Source organism: Marinimicrobium sp. ARAG 43.8 (assembly GCF_050113635.1).
Lineage (GTDB): Bacteria > Pseudomonadota > Gammaproteobacteria > Pseudomonadales > Cellvibrionaceae > Marinimicrobium.
Genome location: NZ_JBNJLT010000012.1, coordinates 1 through 16,919 on the forward strand (window position 1 = coordinate 1; position 16,919 = coordinate 16,919).

At 54.1% G+C, this 16,919-nt stretch carries 28 protein-coding genes; 2 read left to right on the forward strand and 26 right to left on the reverse strand.

The window, feature by feature from the left end; all coding sequences use genetic code 11:
- Positions 1-290: 290 nt before the first annotated feature.
- Positions 291-3,164 carry an excinuclease ABC subunit UvrA gene (gene uvrA / locus ACQCLF_RS15395; RefSeq protein ID WP_426988927.1) on the forward strand — a complete coding sequence of 958 codons (2,874 nt, stop codon included), beginning with the start codon at positions 291-293 and terminating at the stop codon, positions 3,162-3,164.
- Positions 3,165-3,365: 201 nt separating this feature from the next.
- A complete protein-coding gene (locus tag ACQCLF_RS15400; protein WP_426988929.1) occupies positions 3,366-4,121 on the forward strand; it encodes a methylated-DNA--[protein]-cysteine S-methyltransferase in 756 nt (251 codons plus the stop codon).
- Positions 4,122-4,269: 148 nt separating this feature from the next.
- Here ACQCLF_RS15400 and rplQ read toward each other — a convergent pair whose 3' ends face one another.
- The 26 genes from rplQ to rplD all read right to left on the reverse strand — a co-directional run.
- The gene (gene rplQ, locus ACQCLF_RS15405) at positions 4,270-4,680 is read right to left on the reverse strand and encodes a 50S ribosomal protein L17 (protein ID WP_426988883.1); all 411 of its coding nucleotides are present in this window, start codon (positions 4,678-4,680) and stop codon (positions 4,270-4,272) included.
- Between the two features lie 90 nt (positions 4,681-4,770).
- Positions 4,771-5,760 (reverse strand): DNA-directed RNA polymerase subunit alpha, encoded by a 990-nt coding sequence (locus ACQCLF_RS15410; RefSeq protein WP_426988885.1) that lies wholly within the window; start codon positions 5,758-5,760, stop codon positions 4,771-4,773.
- A 26-nt stretch (positions 5,761-5,786) separates the two neighbouring features.
- Positions 5,787-6,407, reverse strand: coding sequence for a 30S ribosomal protein S4 (gene rpsD, locus ACQCLF_RS15415; protein ID WP_426988887.1), 621 nt, complete (start codon positions 6,405-6,407; stop codon positions 5,787-5,789).
- A gap of 13 nt (positions 6,408-6,420) precedes the next feature.
- Positions 6,421-6,816 (reverse strand): 30S ribosomal protein S11, encoded by a 396-nt coding sequence (rpsK, locus tag ACQCLF_RS15420; protein WP_123639556.1) that lies wholly within the window; start codon positions 6,814-6,816, stop codon positions 6,421-6,423.
- Between the two features lie 54 nt (positions 6,817-6,870).
- Complete coding sequence (gene rpsM / locus ACQCLF_RS15425; protein ID WP_426988890.1) at positions 6,871-7,227, reverse strand: 30S ribosomal protein S13; 357 nt, start codon at positions 7,225-7,227, stop codon at positions 6,871-6,873.
- Positions 7,228-7,416: 189 nt separating this feature from the next.
- Positions 7,417-7,533, reverse strand: coding sequence for a 50S ribosomal protein L36 (gene rpmJ / locus ACQCLF_RS15430; protein WP_081666256.1), 117 nt, complete (start codon positions 7,531-7,533; stop codon positions 7,417-7,419).
- A 22-nt stretch (positions 7,534-7,555) separates the two neighbouring features.
- Positions 7,556-8,893, reverse strand: a complete 1,338-nt coding sequence (gene secY / locus ACQCLF_RS15435; RefSeq protein ID WP_426988892.1) for a preprotein translocase subunit SecY — start codon at positions 8,891-8,893, stop codon at positions 7,556-7,558.
- An 11-nt stretch (positions 8,894-8,904) separates the two neighbouring features.
- Complete coding sequence (gene rplO, locus ACQCLF_RS15440; RefSeq protein WP_426988894.1) at positions 8,905-9,339, reverse strand: 50S ribosomal protein L15; 435 nt, start codon at positions 9,337-9,339, stop codon at positions 8,905-8,907.
- 1 nt (position 9,340) lies between these two features.
- Positions 9,341-9,526: a 50S ribosomal protein L30 gene (gene rpmD / locus ACQCLF_RS15445; RefSeq protein ID WP_426988896.1), complete on the reverse strand. Its 186-nt coding sequence runs from the start codon at positions 9,524-9,526 to the stop codon at positions 9,341-9,343.
- Positions 9,527-9,562: 36 nt separating this feature from the next.
- The gene (gene rpsE, locus ACQCLF_RS15450; RefSeq protein ID WP_426988898.1) at positions 9,563-10,072 is read right to left on the reverse strand and encodes a 30S ribosomal protein S5; all 510 of its coding nucleotides are present in this window, start codon (positions 10,070-10,072) and stop codon (positions 9,563-9,565) included.
- Positions 10,073-10,082: 10 nt separating this feature from the next.
- Entirely contained in the window at positions 10,083-10,433 is a 351-nt protein-coding gene (gene rplR, locus ACQCLF_RS15455; protein ID WP_024462490.1) for a 50S ribosomal protein L18, read from the reverse strand.
- 9 nt (positions 10,434-10,442) lie between these two features.
- A complete protein-coding gene (gene rplF / locus ACQCLF_RS15460) occupies positions 10,443-10,976 on the reverse strand; it encodes a 50S ribosomal protein L6 (RefSeq protein WP_426988901.1) in 534 nt (177 codons plus the stop codon).
- A 12-nt stretch (positions 10,977-10,988) separates the two neighbouring features.
- The gene (rpsH, locus tag ACQCLF_RS15465; RefSeq protein ID WP_426988903.1) at positions 10,989-11,381 is read right to left on the reverse strand and encodes a 30S ribosomal protein S8; all 393 of its coding nucleotides are present in this window, start codon (positions 11,379-11,381) and stop codon (positions 10,989-10,991) included.
- 30 nt (positions 11,382-11,411) lie between these two features.
- Positions 11,412-11,717 carry a 30S ribosomal protein S14 gene (gene rpsN, locus ACQCLF_RS15470; protein WP_426988905.1) on the reverse strand — a complete coding sequence of 102 codons (306 nt, stop codon included), beginning with the start codon at positions 11,715-11,717 and terminating at the stop codon, positions 11,412-11,414.
- Positions 11,718-11,727: 10 nt separating this feature from the next.
- Complete coding sequence (gene rplE, locus ACQCLF_RS15475; RefSeq protein ID WP_426988907.1) at positions 11,728-12,267, reverse strand: 50S ribosomal protein L5; 540 nt, start codon at positions 12,265-12,267, stop codon at positions 11,728-11,730.
- Positions 12,268-12,273: 6 nt separating this feature from the next.
- Complete coding sequence (gene rplX, locus ACQCLF_RS15480; RefSeq protein ID WP_426988909.1) at positions 12,274-12,591, reverse strand: 50S ribosomal protein L24; 318 nt, start codon at positions 12,589-12,591, stop codon at positions 12,274-12,276.
- 38 nt (positions 12,592-12,629) lie between these two features.
- Positions 12,630-12,998, reverse strand: a complete 369-nt coding sequence (gene rplN / locus ACQCLF_RS15485; protein WP_024462484.1) for a 50S ribosomal protein L14 — start codon at positions 12,996-12,998, stop codon at positions 12,630-12,632.
- A gap of 36 nt (positions 12,999-13,034) precedes the next feature.
- Complete coding sequence (rpsQ, locus tag ACQCLF_RS15490) at positions 13,035-13,301, reverse strand: 30S ribosomal protein S17 (RefSeq protein WP_426988911.1); 267 nt, start codon at positions 13,299-13,301, stop codon at positions 13,035-13,037.
- A gap of 2 nt (positions 13,302-13,303) precedes the next feature.
- Positions 13,304-13,495: a 50S ribosomal protein L29 gene (gene rpmC / locus ACQCLF_RS15495; RefSeq protein ID WP_426988913.1), complete on the reverse strand. Its 192-nt coding sequence runs from the start codon at positions 13,493-13,495 to the stop codon at positions 13,304-13,306.
- The gene (rplP, locus tag ACQCLF_RS15500; RefSeq protein ID WP_426988915.1) at positions 13,495-13,908 is read right to left on the reverse strand and encodes a 50S ribosomal protein L16; all 414 of its coding nucleotides are present in this window, start codon (positions 13,906-13,908) and stop codon (positions 13,495-13,497) included. Before rplP ends, rpmC begins: the two co-directional genes overlap by 1 nt.
- 12 nt (positions 13,909-13,920) lie before the next feature.
- Entirely contained in the window at positions 13,921-14,601 is a 681-nt protein-coding gene (gene rpsC / locus ACQCLF_RS15505; protein ID WP_426988917.1) for a 30S ribosomal protein S3, read from the reverse strand.
- Between the two features lie 13 nt (positions 14,602-14,614).
- Entirely contained in the window at positions 14,615-14,947 is a 333-nt protein-coding gene (gene rplV / locus ACQCLF_RS15510) for a 50S ribosomal protein L22 (protein ID WP_426988919.1), read from the reverse strand.
- Between the two features lie 28 nt (positions 14,948-14,975).
- Positions 14,976-15,254, reverse strand: a complete 279-nt coding sequence (gene rpsS / locus ACQCLF_RS15515) for a 30S ribosomal protein S19 (protein WP_265367287.1) — start codon at positions 15,252-15,254, stop codon at positions 14,976-14,978.
- A 34-nt stretch (positions 15,255-15,288) separates the two neighbouring features.
- Positions 15,289-16,116, reverse strand: coding sequence for a 50S ribosomal protein L2 (gene rplB / locus ACQCLF_RS15520; protein WP_426988922.1), 828 nt, complete (start codon positions 16,114-16,116; stop codon positions 15,289-15,291).
- Between the two features lie 13 nt (positions 16,117-16,129).
- Positions 16,130-16,426 (reverse strand): 50S ribosomal protein L23, encoded by a 297-nt coding sequence (gene rplW, locus ACQCLF_RS15525; RefSeq protein WP_426988924.1) that lies wholly within the window; start codon positions 16,424-16,426, stop codon positions 16,130-16,132.
- Positions 16,423-16,919 (reverse strand): 50S ribosomal protein L4 (gene rplD / locus ACQCLF_RS15530; protein ID WP_426988925.1); only part of this gene is annotated, 497 nt, incomplete at its 5' end. The genes rplD and rplW, both read right to left, overlap by 4 nt.

Sequence of the window (16,919 nt, forward strand, 5' to 3'; positions counted from 1 at the left end):
CATCCATGCCTCCAAGAGCCCCCCGAATTCACACTGGGTCACAAGGCTCTGTACGATGACATTCGGTAACGTTGGTGCGAAGGCAGTATCTGGGGCATGGTCTGTTCAGACTCTTGGAGGCATGGATGCCGACATGAAGCCCCCATGGACGGGTTTACGGCGGGTCTGAACAGACCATGTCCCAGATATTGCCGCCACCCCCCGGCTACACACAAGCACTTACAAACTGAGCCACCAGCCATTGACACCTTTGCGTATAATAGGGAGTTTTGGTTCTTTCGGGAGCAATGATGGACACGATTCTGGTTCGGGGCGCTCGCACCCACAACCTCAAGAATATCGACCTGGATATTCCGCGCGACAAACTGGTCGTCATCACCGGCCTGTCCGGCTCGGGTAAGTCCTCACTCGCCTTCGACACTCTCTATGCCGAAGGCCAGCGCCGCTACGTAGAATCACTCTCCACCTATGCCCGGCAATTTCTCTCCATGATGGAAAAGCCCGATGTCGATCATGTCGAGGGGTTAAGCCCGGCCATCTCCATCGAGCAAAAATCCACCTCTCACAACCCGCGCTCAACGGTCGGCACCATCACCGAAATCTATGACTACCTGCGACTGCTGTTCGCCCGGGTGGGTGAACCTCGGTGCCCGATTCATGGAGAGCCGTTGACGGCTCAAACCGTCAGCGAAATGGTGGACACGGTACTCGCGCTGCCTGAGGGCACAAAACTGATGCTGCTCGCGCCCATCGTTCGCGACCGAAAAGGTGAGCACTTGCACATCTTCGAGCAGTTGAAGCGCGAGGGGTTTATCCGTGCCAGGATCGACAATATTCTGGTGGATCTGGACGACTTGCCCAAACTGGACAAGAAGAAAAAGCACACGATTGAGGTGGTGGTGGATCGCTTCAAAGTCCGGCCAGACTTGCAAACCCGATTGGCGGAATCTTTTGAAACCACATTGAACCTGACCGAAGGACTGGCGGGCATCAGCTTCATGGACGGTGAAGAGGAAGACCGCCTGTTTTCCGCCAAGCACGCTTGTCCGGTGTGCGACTACAGCTTGAGCGAACTGGAACCACGCCTGTTTTCGTTCAACAATCCGGCAGGTGCCTGCCCTACCTGCGACGGCCTCGGGGTCAAGCAGTACTTCGACGAATCCCGCGTTATCGTGAACGACGAGCTTTCCCTGGCTGAAGGCGCCATTCGGGGCTGGGATCAGCGCAATGTGTACTACTATCATATGCTTGACTCACTGGCCTCTCACTACGCCTTTGATATTCACGCTCCCTGGAAAGCGCTGAAAGCCAAGCATCGGAGCGTGGTACTTTACGGCTCCGGCGACGAAGAGCTGGACTTCAGCTACATCAACGAGCGCGGCGACCTCTACCAGCGACATCATCGATTCGAAGGCGTGCTGCCCAATATGGAGCGCCGCTACCGGGATACCGATTCCTCATCGGTTCGGGAGGAACTGGCCAAATACCTGTCGACCCAGTCCTGCCCCAGTTGCCACGGTGCCCGTCTGCGCGAAGAGGCCCGACACGTGTACGTGGACGAGCGTACCTTGCCGGATATTGCTGAACTTCCCGTGGGCGATGCCTACGACTACTTCACCCATCTGAGCTTTGCCGGGCGGCGCGCCAGCATTGCGGAGAAAATCCTGAAAGAGCTGCGCGACCGCTTCCGTTTTCTGGTGGATGTCGGCCTGAACTATCTGACGTTGAGTCGCAGCGCCGACAGCCTGTCTGGCGGCGAAGCCCAGCGTATCAGATTGGCCAGCCAGATCGGCGCGGGGCTGGTAGGCGTCATGTATATTCTCGACGAGCCCTCTATTGGCCTGCATCAGCGAGATAACGAACGCTTACTTCGAACGCTTACTCACCTGCGTGATATTGGCAATACCGTCATCGTTGTAGAGCATGATGAAGATGCGATTCGCCAGGCGGACCATGTCATCGACATTGGCCCGGGTGCTGGTGTGCATGGCGGGCAGGTGATCGCTCAGGGCGATGTCCAGCGGATTATGAGTACTCAGGGCTCGATCACCGGCGAGTACTTAAGTGGAAAACGTGACATTCGAGTGCCGGAACAGCGCACTCCTGCGGATCCTGAACGCCTGCTGAAACTGAAAGGCGCGTCCGGCAATAACTTGAAAAACGTCACTCTCGAGTTGCCGGTTGGCCTTATGACCTGTATTACCGGCGTCTCTGGTTCGGGTAAATCCACTTTGATTAACGCCACACTTCACCCTCTGGCCGCCACCGCATTGAACGGAGCGACCACATTGAAACCCGCGCCCATGGAGTCAGTGGAAGGGCTGGAGCTGTTCGATAAATGCGTGGATATCGATCAAAGCCCTATCGGCCGTACCCCGCGCTCCAACCCGGCTACCTACACCGGCATTTTCACCCCGATTCGGGAGCTATTTGCCGGCACTCAAGAAGCTCGCTCACGCGGGTATAAACCCGGACGCTTCAGTTTTAACGTCCGCGGTGGTCGCTGTGAAGCGTGTCAGGGCGACGGGGTGACCAAAGTGGAAATGCATTTCCTTCCAGATGTCTATGTACCCTGCGATGTCTGTAAAGGCAAACGCTACAACCGCGAAACCCTGGAAGTAAAATACAAAGGCAAAAACATCCACGAGGTCCTGGAGCTGACCGTTGAAGAGGCACGCGAATTCTTCGACGCCGTGCCCGCCATCGCCAACCGGCTACAAACACTGATGGATGTTGGGTTGTCCTACATCCGCCTCGGACAAGCGGCCACTACACTCTCCGGGGGGGAAGCCCAGCGCGTCAAACTTTCCAGAGAGCTGTCCAAACGTGACACGGGCCAAACGCTGTATATTCTGGATGAACCCACCACCGGTTTGCATTTCTATGACATTGAGCAACTATTGGCAGTACTACACCGCTTAAGGGATCACGGCAATACCGTGGTGGTTATTGAACATAACCTGGATGTTATTAAAACCGCTGACTGGCTCGTAGATCTGGGGCCGGAGGGAGGCTCTGGAGGAGGAGAAATCATCGCTTCCGGCACCCCCGAACAAATCGCCGAGCTCCCGCACTCACATACGGGGCGCTTCCTCAAACCCATGTTGACTCTCGCCCAAACACGCCGTAACACTGGCAAAGAAGAGGATTCCAAGCACCAGTAGAAATTGACAAGATTCGGGTCGCATTCTCCCGCGAGCTTCCGTACTGTCACCCTATGAACACATCACGAGGCTTTCATACGAACGAGGCCTTCATACAAGGCAATCATACGAGGCTATCCACTGAACACTTCGCGAGACTATCAACGGATCGCCAAAGCGATCCACTTCCTCCAGGGTCACCAGGATGCGACACTGAGTGAGCTGGCGGCCCATTTAAACCTCAGTAGTGGGCACTGCCACAAACTCTTTCACCGCTGGGCGGGCCTTACGCCCAAACAGTTTCAGGGCTTTCTCCGCAAAGAACACGCCCTGGCTCAATTGCGCGCCTCCAAACCTGTGCTGGAAGCCAGTTGGGCCGCTGGCTTGTCAGGCTCGGGGCGGCTTCATGACCTGTTGGTACACTGGGAGGCTGTGACACCCGGTGAATACCGTCGCCTCGGAGAGGGCCTTACCCTAGCCTATCGTTTTACCAGCAGCCCTCTGGGGGAATTCTTACAGGTACACAGCCACCGAGGGCTTTGCCACCTGGGATTCGTTACCGAGAGCCGCCAGCAGGCATTAACTGACGCTGCGCAGCGATGGCCGGCTGCACGATTAGTCGCCGACCAGAAAGCCCTGTCTCCCCTGTGTTTGCCAGTAGCGCCAGACCAACCACTGGTGACACCTTTACACCTATGGGGCACCCCCTTTCAGCATAAAGTCTGGGAAGCTCTGCTTACTATCCCTCCGGGCCACCTCTGTACCTACGGAGCTCTGGCTCAGGCACTCAACAGGCCGGGAGCAGCGAGAGCCGTAGGTACCGCTGTAGGTGCCAACCCAGTGGGAGTGTTGATCCCTTGCCACAGAGTCATACAAGGATCGGGAATAACCGGCGGCTACCGATGGGGTCCTGAGCGAAAATTACTGCTACTTGCCAGAGAACAACTCAACCATTCGCAGGAAACGAGCGCTGAATAACCCACAGAGTCGCCCGGGCAGGGAATTCTCAATACTGATTCGCCATAAACCAAAAACGCCAGACAGCTATGTCTGGCGTTTTTGAAGATTGAACCGAGCAGCACTCACCACAAAGCGTGGCGTAGTGCCGCATGGGCTGAACCGGTCTTTACTCTTCTGTAGCGGCTTCCGGCGCTTCTACTGCGCCTTCAGCGTCCGCTTGCGGGCGATCCACCAATTCAACAAAGGCCATCGGCGCTTTGTCACCAGGGCGGAAGCCACACTTCAAGATACGAATATAACCACCCGGACGGGACTCATAACGCGGCCCCAGTTCCGCAAACAGCTTACCAACAGCCTGCTTGTCCCGCAGACGACTAAACGCCAGACGACGGTTGGAAACACTGTCCTTTTTGGCCAAAGTGATCAGCGGCTCGGCAACGCGGCGCAGTTCTTTGGCTTTAGGCAGGGTGGTTTTGATCAGCTCGTGCTCAACCAGAGACGCAGTCATATTGCGAAACATGGCTTTGCGATGAGAACTGTTACGATTCAGTTGACGGCCACTATGACGATGACGCATGACGCTAAACCCTTCACTAACGATCGCTTCACAGCGATCTCGTTAACCGTCGACCCACAAGCTGTGGGCCGGCGACAATGTATGTTTTAATCAGTCTTCGTTTTTCAAGCTGGCCGGGGGCCAGTTTTCCAAACGCATACCCAATGACAGACCACGAGAGGCGAGAACATCTTTGATCTCGGTAAGAGACTTCTTACCCAGATTAGGAGTTTTCAGCAACTCAACCTCAGTACGCTGAATCAGGTCACCGATATAGTAAATATTCTCAGCCTTCAGACAGTTGGCGGAACGCACAGTCAACTCGAGATCATCGACCGGACGCAGAAGAACCGGATCAATGGCTTCTTCTTTCTCTTCCGGTGTCGCCTGCTTCTCGGCTTCCAGATCCACAAATACAGCCAACTGCTGCTGCAGGATGGTCGCAGCACGACGGATAGCTTCTTCTGGATCGATGGTACCGTTGGTCTCCAAATCCAGAATCAATTTATCCAAGTCTGTGCGTTGCTCAACCCGCGCGCTCTCCACTGTGTAGGCAAGACGGCGCACCGGGCTATAGGTGGCATCCAACTGCAAGCGCCCAATCGCGCGGCTTTCATCTTCGTCGTGACGACGAGCATCAGCCGGCTCGTAACCGCGACCACGAGCGACGGTCAGGCGCATATTCAGCTCGGTATTGCCAGTAATATGGGCAATCACATGTTCGGGGTTCTTGACCTCGATGTCGTGATCTACCTGAATATCACCGGCCGTTACCACTCCCGGGCCCTGCTTTTTCAGGGTCAGAACCGCACGGTCCTTACCATGCATTACTACCGCTACGTTCTTGAGGTTCAGGAGGATTTCGATAACATCCTCACGAACGCCCTCAATCGCGCTGTACTCATGCAGTACGCCGTCGATCTCAGCTTCAGTAATGGCACAGCCCGCCATGGAGGAGAGCAGAATACGCCGAAGGGCATTGCCCAAAGTGTGACCAAAACCGCGTTCGAGCGGCTCCAACACCACGCGAGCATGGGTAGGACTGTTTTCGGTCACATCGATATGACGCGGGGTCAAAAATTCGTTTACTGCAATCTGCATAGCCACACCTGTTAGCGGTTAGTCCCTTACTTGGAGTAAAGCTCGACAATAAGGTTCTCGTTGATTTCAGCGGGCAACTCACTGCGATCGGGGACTCGAGTGAAAACACCTTCTTTCTTGTCGGAGTTCACGTCGATCCACTCAACATTGCTACGCTGCCCGGCCAGAGTCAACGCGTTCTGAATACGCAGTTGGTTCTTGGCTTTCTCGCGAACGGCAATTACGTCACCTTCTTTAACTTGATAAGAAGGGATATTAAGCGTTTTACCGTTAACGCTGATCGCTTTGTGGGTAACCAACTGTCGAGCTTCTGCACGAGTAGAGCCAAAGCCCATGCGGTACACCACATTATCCAGACGACTTTCGAGCAGCTTCAGCAAGTTTTCACCGGTAGCGCCTTTACGACGAGCGGCTTCTTTGTAGTAGCTGCGGAACTGCTTTTCCATCATGCCATAGGTACGACGAACTTTTTGCTTTTCACGCAACTGAACACCGTAGTCAGACAGACGACCACGACGCTGCCCATGCTGACCGGGCGCAGTTTCGAGTTTGCACTTGGAATCCAACGCACGAGCACCGCTTTTCAGAAACAGATCGGTGCCTTCGCGGCGGGACAATTTACATGTAGGTCCAATATAACGAGCCATTATCTATATCCCCTTACACTCGACGTTTCTTGGGAGGACGGCAGCCGTTGTGCGGAATCGGCGTAACGTCGACAATATTGGTAATTTTATAACCAACATTATTCAGTGCGCGAACAGCGGATTCGCGACCTGGTCCTGGGCCCTTCACTTCAACATCGAGGTTTTTCAGACCGTATTCTTTTGCTGCTTCACCGGCACGTTCTGCAGCAACCTGTGCGGCGAACGGTGTGCTCTTACGCGAACCGCGGAAACCGGAACCACCAGAGGTAGCCCAGCTCAAGGTGTTACCCTGGCGATCGGTGATAGTGACAATGGTGTTATTAAAAGAAGCGTGGATGTGAGCAACCCCATCAACCACCGTCTTTTTGACTTTCTTTTTCGTTGCGGCTTTATTACCTGGCTTCGCCATAGCAATCTCTTCCTAACCTGTAGTTACCGTACTTTGAATGACTGACGCAGCGGATTAACGTTTAATCGGCTTACGCGGGCCTTTGCGTGTGCGGGCGTTGGTTTTGGTGCGCTGACCATTCACCGGCAGACTGCGGCGATGACGCAGACCACGGTAGCAGCCCAAATCCATCAAACGCTTGATGTTCATGGACACAACGCGTCGCAAGTCACCCTCTACGGTGTGCTTGCCAAGTTCGCCGCGAATCGCGTCGAGCTGCTCTTCAGACAAGCTGCCCATTTTGGCATCCTCGGCAATGCCAGTGGCGGCACAGATCTGCCGGGCAGTAGTTCGGCCAATCCCATAGACATAAGTCAGGGAGACAACCGTGTGCTTGTGATCTGGTATGTTTACACCAGCAATACGGGCCATTCAAATTACTCCAGTAACACAAAATTTGCAGCGTTGACGGCAACTTCTGCCACCCAATCGCCCTCAAAAGGCGCGCAAGGATAGCGATAAAATCACCAAAATGCAATAGCCTGAAGATTTCTCCCCAGACGACAGTCAACGCCCCCAGCTGAACAGCCCACCGCTATTAAACAGTGGGCTGGACAATTCTTAACCCTGCCGCTGCTTGTGGCGAGGCTCGGCGTGGCAGATTACCCGCAGAACGCCGTTGCGCTTAACCATCTTGCAGTTGCGGCAGATCTTTTTAACAGAAGCACGAACTTTCATGATCTTACCCTAGTAATGAGGTTTAGCGAGCGTTGCCGCTGCCGTACCCCTTCAAGTTGGACTTCTTCATCAGCGATTCGTACTGATGAGACATCAAGTGGGCCTGGACCTGAGACATAAAGTCCATGACCACGACTACCACAATCAGCAGCGAGGTGCCCCCCAGGTAGAAAGGCACATTGGCGGCCACTACCAGGAACTGAGGCATCAGACACACTGCTGACATATAGACAGCACCCACCACGGTCAAACGGGTCAAGACACTGTCAATGTACCGTGCCGACTGCTCACCAGGACGAATCCCGGGAATGTAGGCACCGGATTTTTTCAGGTTATCCGCCACTTCTTTCGGGTTAAACATCAACGCGGTATAGAAGAAGCAGAAGAACGATATCAATGCAGCAAACAGCACAATATTCAACGGCTGACCAGGGCCAATCGCCAGTGCCAACTCTTGAAGGAAGTTGCTGGCAACACCATCCCCACCTTCGCCAAACCACTGTGCAATTGACGCCGGAAACAATAGGATACTGCTGGCAAAAATCGCCGGGATAACACCGGCCATATTGATTTTCAGCGGTAAATGACTGGTCTGTGCGGCGTAGGCATTACGACCTTGCTGACGCTTGGCGTAATTCACCGTAATGCGGCGTTGACCACGCTCGATTTTTACCACCAGCCAGATCACCGCCAAGGCAATCACGGCAATCACCAGCAACAGCAGAAGATGCAAATCTCCTTGCCGCGAGCTTTCGAAAGCCTGACCAATCGCGCTCGGCAAACCAGCCACAATGCCTGCGAAGATCAGCATGGAAATACCATTACCGATGCCTTTCTCAGTAACCTGTTCACCGAGCCACATCATAAACACAGCACCAGTCACCAGGGACGTTACTGCAATGAAGTGAAAGGCCAGATCCGCTTCTCCGCCGTAAGCGAAACCGGAGAAACTGACCGACATTGCCATGGCCTGAACCGTCGCCAGCAGCACTGTTCCATAACGCGTGTACTGATTGATCTTCCGGCGGCCCGCGTCCCCTTCCTTCTTGAGCTGTTCCAGAGAGGGAGTGACGGCCGTCATCAGCTGCATAATAATAGAGGCAGAGATGTAGGGCATAATGCCCAACGCCAGAATACTCATGCGCTCCAGGGCACCGCCGGAGAACATGTTGAACATACCTAAAATGGTGCCCTGATTCTGATTGAACAGGTTTGCAATCCGCTCGGGATCCAAGCCTGGCACCGGAATATGGGTACCAATACGGTAAACGACGATCGCCAGAAACAAAAAGCGCAGGCGAGCCCAAAGCTCGCCTAACCCTTTTTGATTTGCCAGCGATGGATTGCCGGGAGTTGCCATTGTGGCGCCCCTTACTCTTCGACTTTCCCGCCAGCCGCTTCAATAGCAGCTTTGGCACCTTTGGTAACAGCCACTCCGCGCACTGTGACCGCCTTCTTCAGCTCGCCAGAGGCGAAGATTTTGGCACGCTTCATACTAGCGCCAATCACATCGGCCTGCTTCAGAGTTTCGATATCCACGGTATCACCGTCAACTTTGTTCAGCTCTGACAGGCGAACCTCAGCGGTAACACGGCCAATGCGAGAGCTGAAGCCATATTTTGGCAACCGCTTCTGCAACGGCATCTGACCGCCCTCAAAACCCGGAGCGACAGAACCACCGGAACGGGATTTCAAACCTTTGTGACCGCGACCGGCGGTCTTACCCAGGCCACTACCGATACCGCGACCCACACGCTTTTTGCTGTGGACACGACCGGGAGCAGGACTTAGATCATTAAGCCGCATGTTACTCTCCCTCTACCTTTATCAGATAGTTAACAGAATTAATCATCCCACGCACGGAGGGAGTGTCTTCCACCTCGACGGTGTGGCCGATACGGCGCAGGCCCAAACCGGCAACGCTCGCCTGGTGCTTTTTCAGGCGACCCGCAGTGCTCCGGACTTGGGTCACTTTAATCATTTTCTTAGCCATGGTCGTATTCCGCAATCAATAACTGGCATTCACCAATTAATTCAGGATGTCTTCCACACTTTTGCCACGCTTGGCTGCAACAGACTCCGGAGAAGCCATTGCCTTCAGCGCATTGAAGGTGGCGCGAACAACGTTTACCGGGTTGGTTGAGCCGTAGCACTTCGCCAGTACGTTCTGTACGCCAGCGATTTCCAGTACAGAGCGCATGGCGCCACCGGCAATAACACCCGTACCCTGTGAGGCAGGTTGCATGAACACCTTGGAAGCACCATGACGACCTTTGGTCGGGTACTGCAGGGTGTCGCCGTTCAGTTCAACGTCGATCATGTTGCGGCGGGCTGCTTCCATTGCCTTTTGGATCGCAACCGGCACTTCACGTGCTTTACCGCGGCCAAAGCCGACCTTACCGTTACCATCACCAACAACAGTCAGTGCGGTGAAGGCAAAGATACGACCACCTTTAACAGTCTTGGCAACACGATTGACTTGAACCAGCTTTTCCTGGAAGCCTTCGTTGTTGCCTTCTTCTTTCTTCGCGTATGCCATATCTTAACCCTTAGAATTCCAGTCCAGCTTCACGCGCAGCGTCTGCCAGGGCTTTTACACGACCGTGGAACTTGAAACCACTACGGTCGAACGCCACCCGGGAGACACCGGCAGCTTTAGCACGCTCTGCGATCAGAGCGCCGACAGCTTTCGCCGCCTCGCTGTTACCCGTTTTGCCTTGACGCAGATCTTTATCCAGCGTTGAGGCACTGGCCAATACGCGGCCGCCGTCTTCTGCAATGACCTGCGCGTAAATATGACGCGGAGTACGATGAACAGACAAACGGTTTACACTCAGTTCACGAATCTTGGCACGGGCACGACGCGCACGGCGAAGACGAGATTGCTTCTTATCGCTCATATCCTGGCCCTACTTCTTCTTGGCTTCTTTACGACGTACTTGCTCGCCAACATAGCGCACACCCTTACCTTTATATGGCTCGGGCTCGCGCAACGCGCGAATTTCTGACGCTACCTGACCAAGCAGCTGCTTATCAGCGCTTTTCAGTACGATCTCAGTCTGGCTCGAGCTCTCCGCCGTAACACCCTCCGGCAGGGTGTAATCAACCGGCTGTGAGTAACCCAGAGACAGGTTTACAGTTTTACCCGACGCTTTAGCACGGTAACCAACGCCCACCAACTGAAGCTTTTCTTCAAAGCCTTTGTCGACGCCGGTAACCATGTTGCCGACCAAAGCACGCGTGGTGCCGGCCAGAGCGCGGGACTGCTTGGCCCCATCACGAGCGGTGAACTTAAGCAGATTATCTTCCTGCTTCACCTCAACGCTATCGTGAATTTCCAGAGCCAATGTGCCATTTCCGCCCTTGACGCTAAGGCTCTGCCCCTGAAGGGTGACCTTAACAGCGGACGGCACTTCAACCGGACTATTTGCAACTCGTGACATGACGACTTCCCGTTAAAATACTGTGCAAAGGACTTCACCACCGACGCCAGCAGCGCGTGCGGCACGGTCAGTCATTACACCTTTACTGGTAGAAACAATGGCAACGCCCAGACCACCGCGAACACTCGGCAGAGAGGACTTGCCAGCGTAACTGCGCAAGCCAGGCCGACTCACGCGGTCCAGCTCAGCAATAACCGGCTTGCCTTCAAAATACTTCAATTCGATAGTCAGTTCAGGCTTTGCACCCTCGCTGACAGAACTTCCTTCAACGTAACCTTCTTCCGCCAACACCTTGGCCACACTGGCTTTCAGTTTGGAGGAGGGCATGGTAACACTCGGCTTACCCACTTGTTGGGCGTTGCGAATGCGAGTCAGCATATCGGCCAACGGATCTTGCATGCTCATCTGATTCTGCTCCTAAAGTTAAGTCCGGGCTTACCAGCTGGACTTGACCAAGCCGGGGACATCGCCACGCATGGCGGCTTCACGCAGCTTGTGACGGCACAAGCCGAACTTGCGATATACGCCGTGAGGCCGACCAGTCACGCGGCAGCGACGACGAATACGGCTCGGGCTGGCATCACGCGGCAACTTTTGCAGTTTTACCTGCGCTTCCCAGACTTGCTCTTCGGTAGAAGCAGGGCTGGAGATGATCGCCTTCAGCTCCGCACGCTTGGCGGCATATTTGGCGACGGTATTGGCACGCTTCACTTCACGTGCAACCATTGATTTCTTAGCCATAACGCTACCTTTAACCTTTAAACGGGAAGTTGAACGCCTTCAACAGCGCACGACCTTCCTCGTCGTTCCTTGCTGTCGTAGTGATACAGATATCAAGCCCGCGCAACTTATCGACTTTATCGTAGTCGATTTCGGGGAAAATAATCTGCTCATTCACGCCCATGGAGAAATTACCACGGCCGTCAAATTGTTTGGGGCTGATTCCGCGGAAATCTCGGATACGCGGAATTGCGATACTGACCAGGCGATCCAGAAACTCATACATACGATCTTTACGCAGAGTTACTTTGCAGCCAATCGGCCAGCCGTCACGGATTTTGAAACCCGCGATGGACTTGCGTGCCTTGGTAGTCACGACCTTTTGGCCAGCGATTTTCTCCAAGTCACCGATCGCATTCTCAAGCACTTTCTTGTCGCCCACAGCTTCACCCACACCCATATTAATGGTGATTTTGGTGATCCGAGGAACTTCCATTACGTTCGCCAAGCCCAGCTCATCTTTCAGCTTGGGCGCGAGCTCTTTGCTGTACAGTTCTTTTAGCCTAGCCATGTCTACTTACGCCTCTACGGCTTCGCCATTGGATTTGAAAATGCGCACTTTGTCGCCATTTTCAAGGATCTTGAAGCCTACACGATCGGCCTTCTGAGTCGCCGGGTTGTAAATGGCAACGTTGGACGCCTGGATCGCGGCTTCCTTCTCAACGATTCCGCCGGGCACACCCATTTGCGGATTCGGTTTCTGGTGCTTCTTGATCATGTTAATGCCGGAGACAATCAGGCGACCATCAGCCTGCACACGGGTAACCTTTCCGCGCTTGCCTTTGTCTCGACCAGCGATAACAATCACTTCGTCATCACGTTTAATTTTTCGCATTTGTCTGCCCTCAGCTCTCTGCCACTCACCGATGCCTGTTACAGCACTTCCGGCGCGAGAGAAATGATTTTCATGAACTTCTCGCCACGCAACTCGCGAGTCACCGGCCCAAAGATACGAGTACCCACCGGAGCATCCTGGTTGTTCAGCAGCACAGCAGCGTTGTCGTCGAACTTGATCAACGAACCATCCTGGCGACGAACACCCTTCTTGGTGCGCACAACCACCGCTTTCATCACCTGGCCTTTTTTCACCTTACCGCGAGGAATTGCTTCCTTTACAGTAACTTTGATGATGTCACCCACAGCAGCGTAGCGCCGATGGGAGCCGCCAAGAACCTTGATGCACTGAACCCGACGAGCGCCGCTGTTATCAGCTACATCTAAGTAGGTTTCTGTTTGAATCATCGTCCGTCTCCGAAACTATTAAGTCGCCTGAATCAGTTAGATTTCAGTAGCGCGCTCTTCAATGTTCACCAAGGCCCATGATTTGGTCTTTGACAGCGGACGAGACTCAGCGATAGTTACTGTATCGCCAATCTTGCAGTCGTTGCTTTCATCATGTGCCTTCAGCTTTGATGACTTGGTCACATACTTGCCGTAGAGCGGATGCTTCACGCGACGCTCGATCAGGACGGTGATGGTCTTATCCATCTTGTCACTAACAACCTTGCCGGTCAGCGTCCGAGCCAGTTTATCTGCCTGAGTCATCGTTAATTACCTGCCTTCTGTTTAAGCACCGTTTTGATTCGAGCAATATCGCGGCGAGCTTGCTTGAGCAGGTGAGTCTGGCCCAACTGGCCAGTAGTAGCCTGCATGCGCAGCTTGAACTGCTCTTTCAATTGAGTCAGCAGTTCGCCGTTCAGCTCTTCAACGGATTTTTCCCGGAGTTCTGAAGCTTTCATCACATCACCGAACGTTTAACGAATGTGGTTGTAACGGGCAACTTGGCAGCGGCCAGCGCGAAGGCCTCACGAGCCAATTCTTCACTGACGCCATCCATTTCATACAGGACTTTGCCAGGGCGAATCTGGGCAACCCAGTATTCAACGTTACCCTTACCTTTACCCTGACGTACTTCCAGGGGTTTCTCGGTAATTGGCTTGTCTGGAAACACACGAATCCAGATTTTTCCGCCACGTTTAATGTGACGGGTCATCGCACGACGGGCCGCTTCGATTTGACGAGCCGTAATACGACCGCGACCAGTAGCTTTCAAGCCAAAATCACCAAAGCTTACTTTGGCGCCCCGATGGGCCAGACCGCGGTTGCGGCCCTTCATTTGCTTGCGAAACTTCGTACGCTTTGGTTGCAGCATCTTGCGTACCCCTTACTTGGACTTAGAGCCTTTTTTCTTAGGTGCTGATTCGACTTCTTCTACATCGCCGATAACTTCACCCTTGAAAATCCAAACTTTCACACCGATGATGCCGTAGGTGGTTGACGCTTCGGCGGTGGCGTAATCAATATTTGCACGCAATGTGTGCAACGGAACGCGACCTTCACGATACCACTCACTACGGGCGATCTCGGCACCCCCCAGACGGCCTCCCACCTGGATTTTGATACCTTCCGCTCCCTGACGCATGGCGTTTTGCACGGCACGCTTCATGGCGCGGCGGAACATCACACGGCGCTCCAGCTGCTGAGCGACGTTTTGGGCAACCAGAGAAGCATCCAGATCAGGCTTGCGGATCTCTTCAATGTTGATGTGCACTGGCACACCCATGCGCTCGCTGACTTCGGCACGCAGACGATCCACGTCTTCGCCTTTTTTACCAATCACAATGCCCGGACGAGCCGTGTGAATGGTGATGCGCGCCGTATTGGCCGGACGTTCGATGTCCACGCGGCTTACAGACGCGCTGGACAGCTTGTCCTGAATGAAGGAACGCACTGCCAAATCATTGTTGAGTTTGTCTGCGTACTGGTCGCTGCCGGCATACCAGACAGAGGTATGCTTCTTGACGATACCCAGACGAATACCTGTCGGATTTACTTTCTGACCCATAACGCCTGCTCTCTTACTGGTCGGCTACTTTAACGGTGATATGACAAGTGCGCTTCAGAATGCGATCCGCACGACCTTTAGCGCGAGGCTTGATGCGCTTCATGCTCAAGCCCTCGTCCACATAGATCGTGGACACTTTCAGCTCATCGACGTCGGCGCCTTCATTGTGCTCTGCGTTCGCGATTGCGGACTCGAGCACCTTCTTGATAATGGCCGCGCCTTTCTTCGGGCTGAAAGCCAGGAAATCCAAAGCTTCCTCGACACCTTTGCCGCGAATATGGTCGGCTACCAAGCGCGCTTTCTGCGCCGACAGACGAGCACCGCTGAGTTTTGCTGCTACTTCCATCGTGTTACCTCGTAGGCACTGTTAGCGCTTAGCGCTTTTTCGCTTTTTTGTCTGCAGCGTGACCGCGGTAAGTGCGGGTGGCCGCAAACTCGCCAAGTTTGTGTCCAACCATCTCTTCATTAACCAGGACGGGCACATGCTGACGACCATTGTGAACTGCCAGAGTCAAACCAACCATTTCTGGCATGATCATGGAGCGCCGCGACCAGGTTTTAATTGGACGACGATCATTTTTCTCGATCGCTGTTTCGACCTTCTTAATCAGGTGAAGATCGATAAAAGGACCTTTTTTCAGTGAACGTGGCACTGTTGCTTCCTCTTTTCAGCTGTTTGATTCGCCGTTAGCGCTTAGAGCGGCTACGGACAATCATTTTGGTAGTGCGCTTGTTTTTGCGCGTCTTGTAACCTTTCGTGGGCACGCCCCACGGAGTTACTGGGTGACGACCACCCGATGTACGACCTTCACCACCACCATGAGGGTGATCTACCGGGTTCATCGCCACGCCGCGAACGGTGGGACGAACACCCCGCCAGCGTTTCGCGCCAGCTTTACCCAGTGAACGCAAGCTGTGCTCACTGTTGGCAACTTCACCCAGGGTCGCCCGGCAATTAACCAGCACACGGCGGGTTTCACCGCTACGCAACCGAAGGGTTGCATAAGTGCCGTCACGGGCAACCAACTGTACGGACGCACCAGCCGAACGCGCCAATTGAGCACCTTTCTCAGGCTTCAATTCCACACAGTGGACGGTACTACCGACCGGAATGTTACGCAGCGGCAGGGCATTACCTACTTTGATGGCTGCAGCATCCCCGGATTCGATTTTGTCACCCGCTTTAAGCCCTTTCGGCGCGATAATGTAACGGCGCTCACCGTCGGCATAACACACGAGTGCGATATAAGCGGTGCGATTGGGGTCGTACTCAAGACGCTCTACCGTAGCCGGGACGCCATCTTTGTTGCGACGAAAATCAATCACACGATAGTGCTGCTTGTGACCGCCACCCACGTGACGCGTGGTAATCCGGCCACCATTGTTACGGCCACCGCTTTTGGATTTCTTCTCCAACAACGGGGCGTAAGGAGCACCCTTGTGCAAATCCGGATTAACGACACTTACTACAAAGCGGCGACCGGGCGAGGTTGGTTTACGTTTTACAATAGGCATTGCAACAATCCTCTTACTCAGCTACCGCAAAGTCGATATCCTGACCTTGCTCAAGACGAACGTAGGCCTTTTTCCAGTCGCTACGCCTTCCGATTCCAAAACGAGTGCGACGGGTTTTACCCTTCACGTTCAGCACGCGAACACTCTCGACTTTGACATCAAACAGCGCCTGCACGGCCGTTTTGATTTCCAGCTTGTTGGCATCGGAAGCCACTTTGAACACAACCTGGTTGCCTTCTTCGCCCGCCATGGCGGACTTCTCAGAAACCACCGGCCCCAACAAAACTTTGTAGATGCGCTCTTGGTTCATCCCAGGATCTCCTCAAATTTTTTCAGAGCCGGAACGGTAACCACTACCTTCTCGAAACCGATCAGGGCAACCGGATCGACGCCCTGAACATCACGAACATCCACCTTATGCAGGTTGCGGGATGCCAGGTACAGGTTTTCATTCACTTCCTCAGTCACGATCAGCGCTTCTGACAAATCGTACTGGGCCAGCTTTTGAACCAGGCTCTTGGTCTTCGGGCCTTCTACAGCGAAGTCTTCCACCACAACCAAACGCTCTTGACGATTCAGCTCGGAAAGAATGCAACGTAACGCAGCACGGTACATCTTCTTGTTCAGCTTTTGCTCGAAATTACGGGGCTTGGCGGCGAACGCCTTACCACCGGAGCGCCAGATCGGGCTACGGATGGTGCCGGCGCGAGCGCGACCAGTGCCCTTCTGGCGCCAGGGCTTTTTGCCCCCACCAGATACTTCAGAGCGGGTTTTCTGGGCCTTGGTACCCTGGCGGGCGCCCA

Excerpts from the sequence above, each read along its gene's own strand:
- rpsH (WP_426988903.1), bottom strand. The coding sequence starts at position 11,381 with ATGAGCATGCAAGATCCGTTGGCCGATATGCTGACTCGCATTCGCAAC.
- rpmD (WP_426988896.1), bottom strand. The coding sequence starts at position 9,526 with ATGGCTAAGAAAATGATTAAAGTGACCCAAGTCCGGAGCACTGCGGGT.
- rpsD (WP_426988887.1), bottom strand. The coding sequence starts at position 6,407 with ATGGCTCGTTATATTGGACCTACATGTAAATTGTCCCGCCGCGAAGGC.
- rplQ (WP_426988883.1), bottom strand. The coding sequence starts at position 4,680 with ATGCGTCATCGTCATAGTGGCCGTCAACTGAATCGTAACAGTTCTCAT.
- rplE (WP_426988907.1), bottom strand. The coding sequence starts at position 12,267 with ATGGCTAGGCTAAAAGAACTGTACAGCAAAGAGCTCGCGCCCAAGCTG.
- rpsM (WP_426988890.1), bottom strand. The coding sequence starts at position 7,227 with ATGGCCCGTATTGCTGGTGTAAACATACCAGATCACAAGCACACGGTT.
- rplX (WP_426988909.1), bottom strand. The coding sequence starts at position 12,591 with ATGCGAAAAATTAAACGTGATGACGAAGTGATTGTTATCGCTGGTCGA.
- rpsN (WP_426988905.1), bottom strand. The coding sequence starts at position 11,717 with ATGGCTAAGAAATCAATGGTTGCACGTGAAGTGAAGCGTGCCAATACC.
- rpsK (WP_123639556.1), bottom strand. The coding sequence starts at position 6,816 with ATGGCGAAGCCAGGTAATAAAGCCGCAACGAAAAAGAAAGTCAAAAAG.
- rplR (WP_024462490.1), bottom strand. The coding sequence starts at position 10,433 with ATGAGCGATAAGAAGCAATCTCGTCTTCGCCGTGCGCGTCGTGCCCGT.
- rplP (WP_426988915.1), bottom strand. The coding sequence starts at position 13,908 with ATGCTGCAACCAAAGCGTACGAAGTTTCGCAAGCAAATGAAGGGCCGC.
- uvrA (WP_426988927.1), top strand. The coding sequence starts at position 291 with ATGGACACGATTCTGGTTCGGGGCGCTCGCACCCACAACCTCAAGAAT.
- rplO (WP_426988894.1), bottom strand. The coding sequence starts at position 9,339 with ATGCGGCTTAATGATCTAAGTCCTGCTCCCGGTCGTGTCCACAGCAAA.
- rpmJ (WP_081666256.1), bottom strand. The coding sequence starts at position 7,533 with ATGAAAGTTCGTGCTTCTGTTAAAAAGATCTGCCGCAACTGCAAGATG.
- rplF (WP_426988901.1), bottom strand. The coding sequence starts at position 10,976 with ATGTCACGAGTTGCAAATAGTCCGGTTGAAGTGCCGTCCGCTGTTAAG.
- rpmC (WP_426988913.1), bottom strand. The coding sequence starts at position 13,495 with ATGAAAGCTTCAGAACTCCGGGAAAAATCCGTTGAAGAGCTGAACGGC.
- rplV (WP_426988919.1), bottom strand. The coding sequence starts at position 14,947 with ATGGAAGTAGCAGCAAAACTCAGCGGTGCTCGTCTGTCGGCGCAGAAA.
- rpsC (WP_426988917.1), bottom strand. The coding sequence starts at position 14,601 with ATGGGTCAGAAAGTAAATCCGACAGGTATTCGTCTGGGTATCGTCAAG.
- ACQCLF_RS15410 (WP_426988885.1), bottom strand. The coding sequence starts at position 5,760 with ATGCAGATTGCAGTAAACGAATTTTTGACCCCGCGTCATATCGATGTG.
- rpsE (WP_426988898.1), bottom strand. The coding sequence starts at position 10,072 with ATGGCATACGCGAAGAAAGAAGAAGGCAACAACGAAGGCTTCCAGGAA.
- rpsQ (WP_426988911.1), bottom strand. The coding sequence starts at position 13,301 with ATGACTCAGGCAGATAAACTGGCTCGGACGCTGACCGGCAAGGTTGTT.
- secY (WP_426988892.1), bottom strand. The coding sequence starts at position 8,893 with ATGGCAACTCCCGGCAATCCATCGCTGGCAAATCAAAAAGGGTTAGGC.
- rplN (WP_024462484.1), bottom strand. The coding sequence starts at position 12,998 with ATGATTCAAACAGAAACCTACTTAGATGTAGCTGATAACAGCGGCGCT.
- rplW (WP_426988924.1), bottom strand. The coding sequence starts at position 16,426 with ATGAACCAAGAGCGCATCTACAAAGTTTTGTTGGGGCCGGTGGTTTCT.
- rplB (WP_426988922.1), bottom strand. The coding sequence starts at position 16,116 with ATGCCTATTGTAAAACGTAAACCAACCTCGCCCGGTCGCCGCTTTGTA.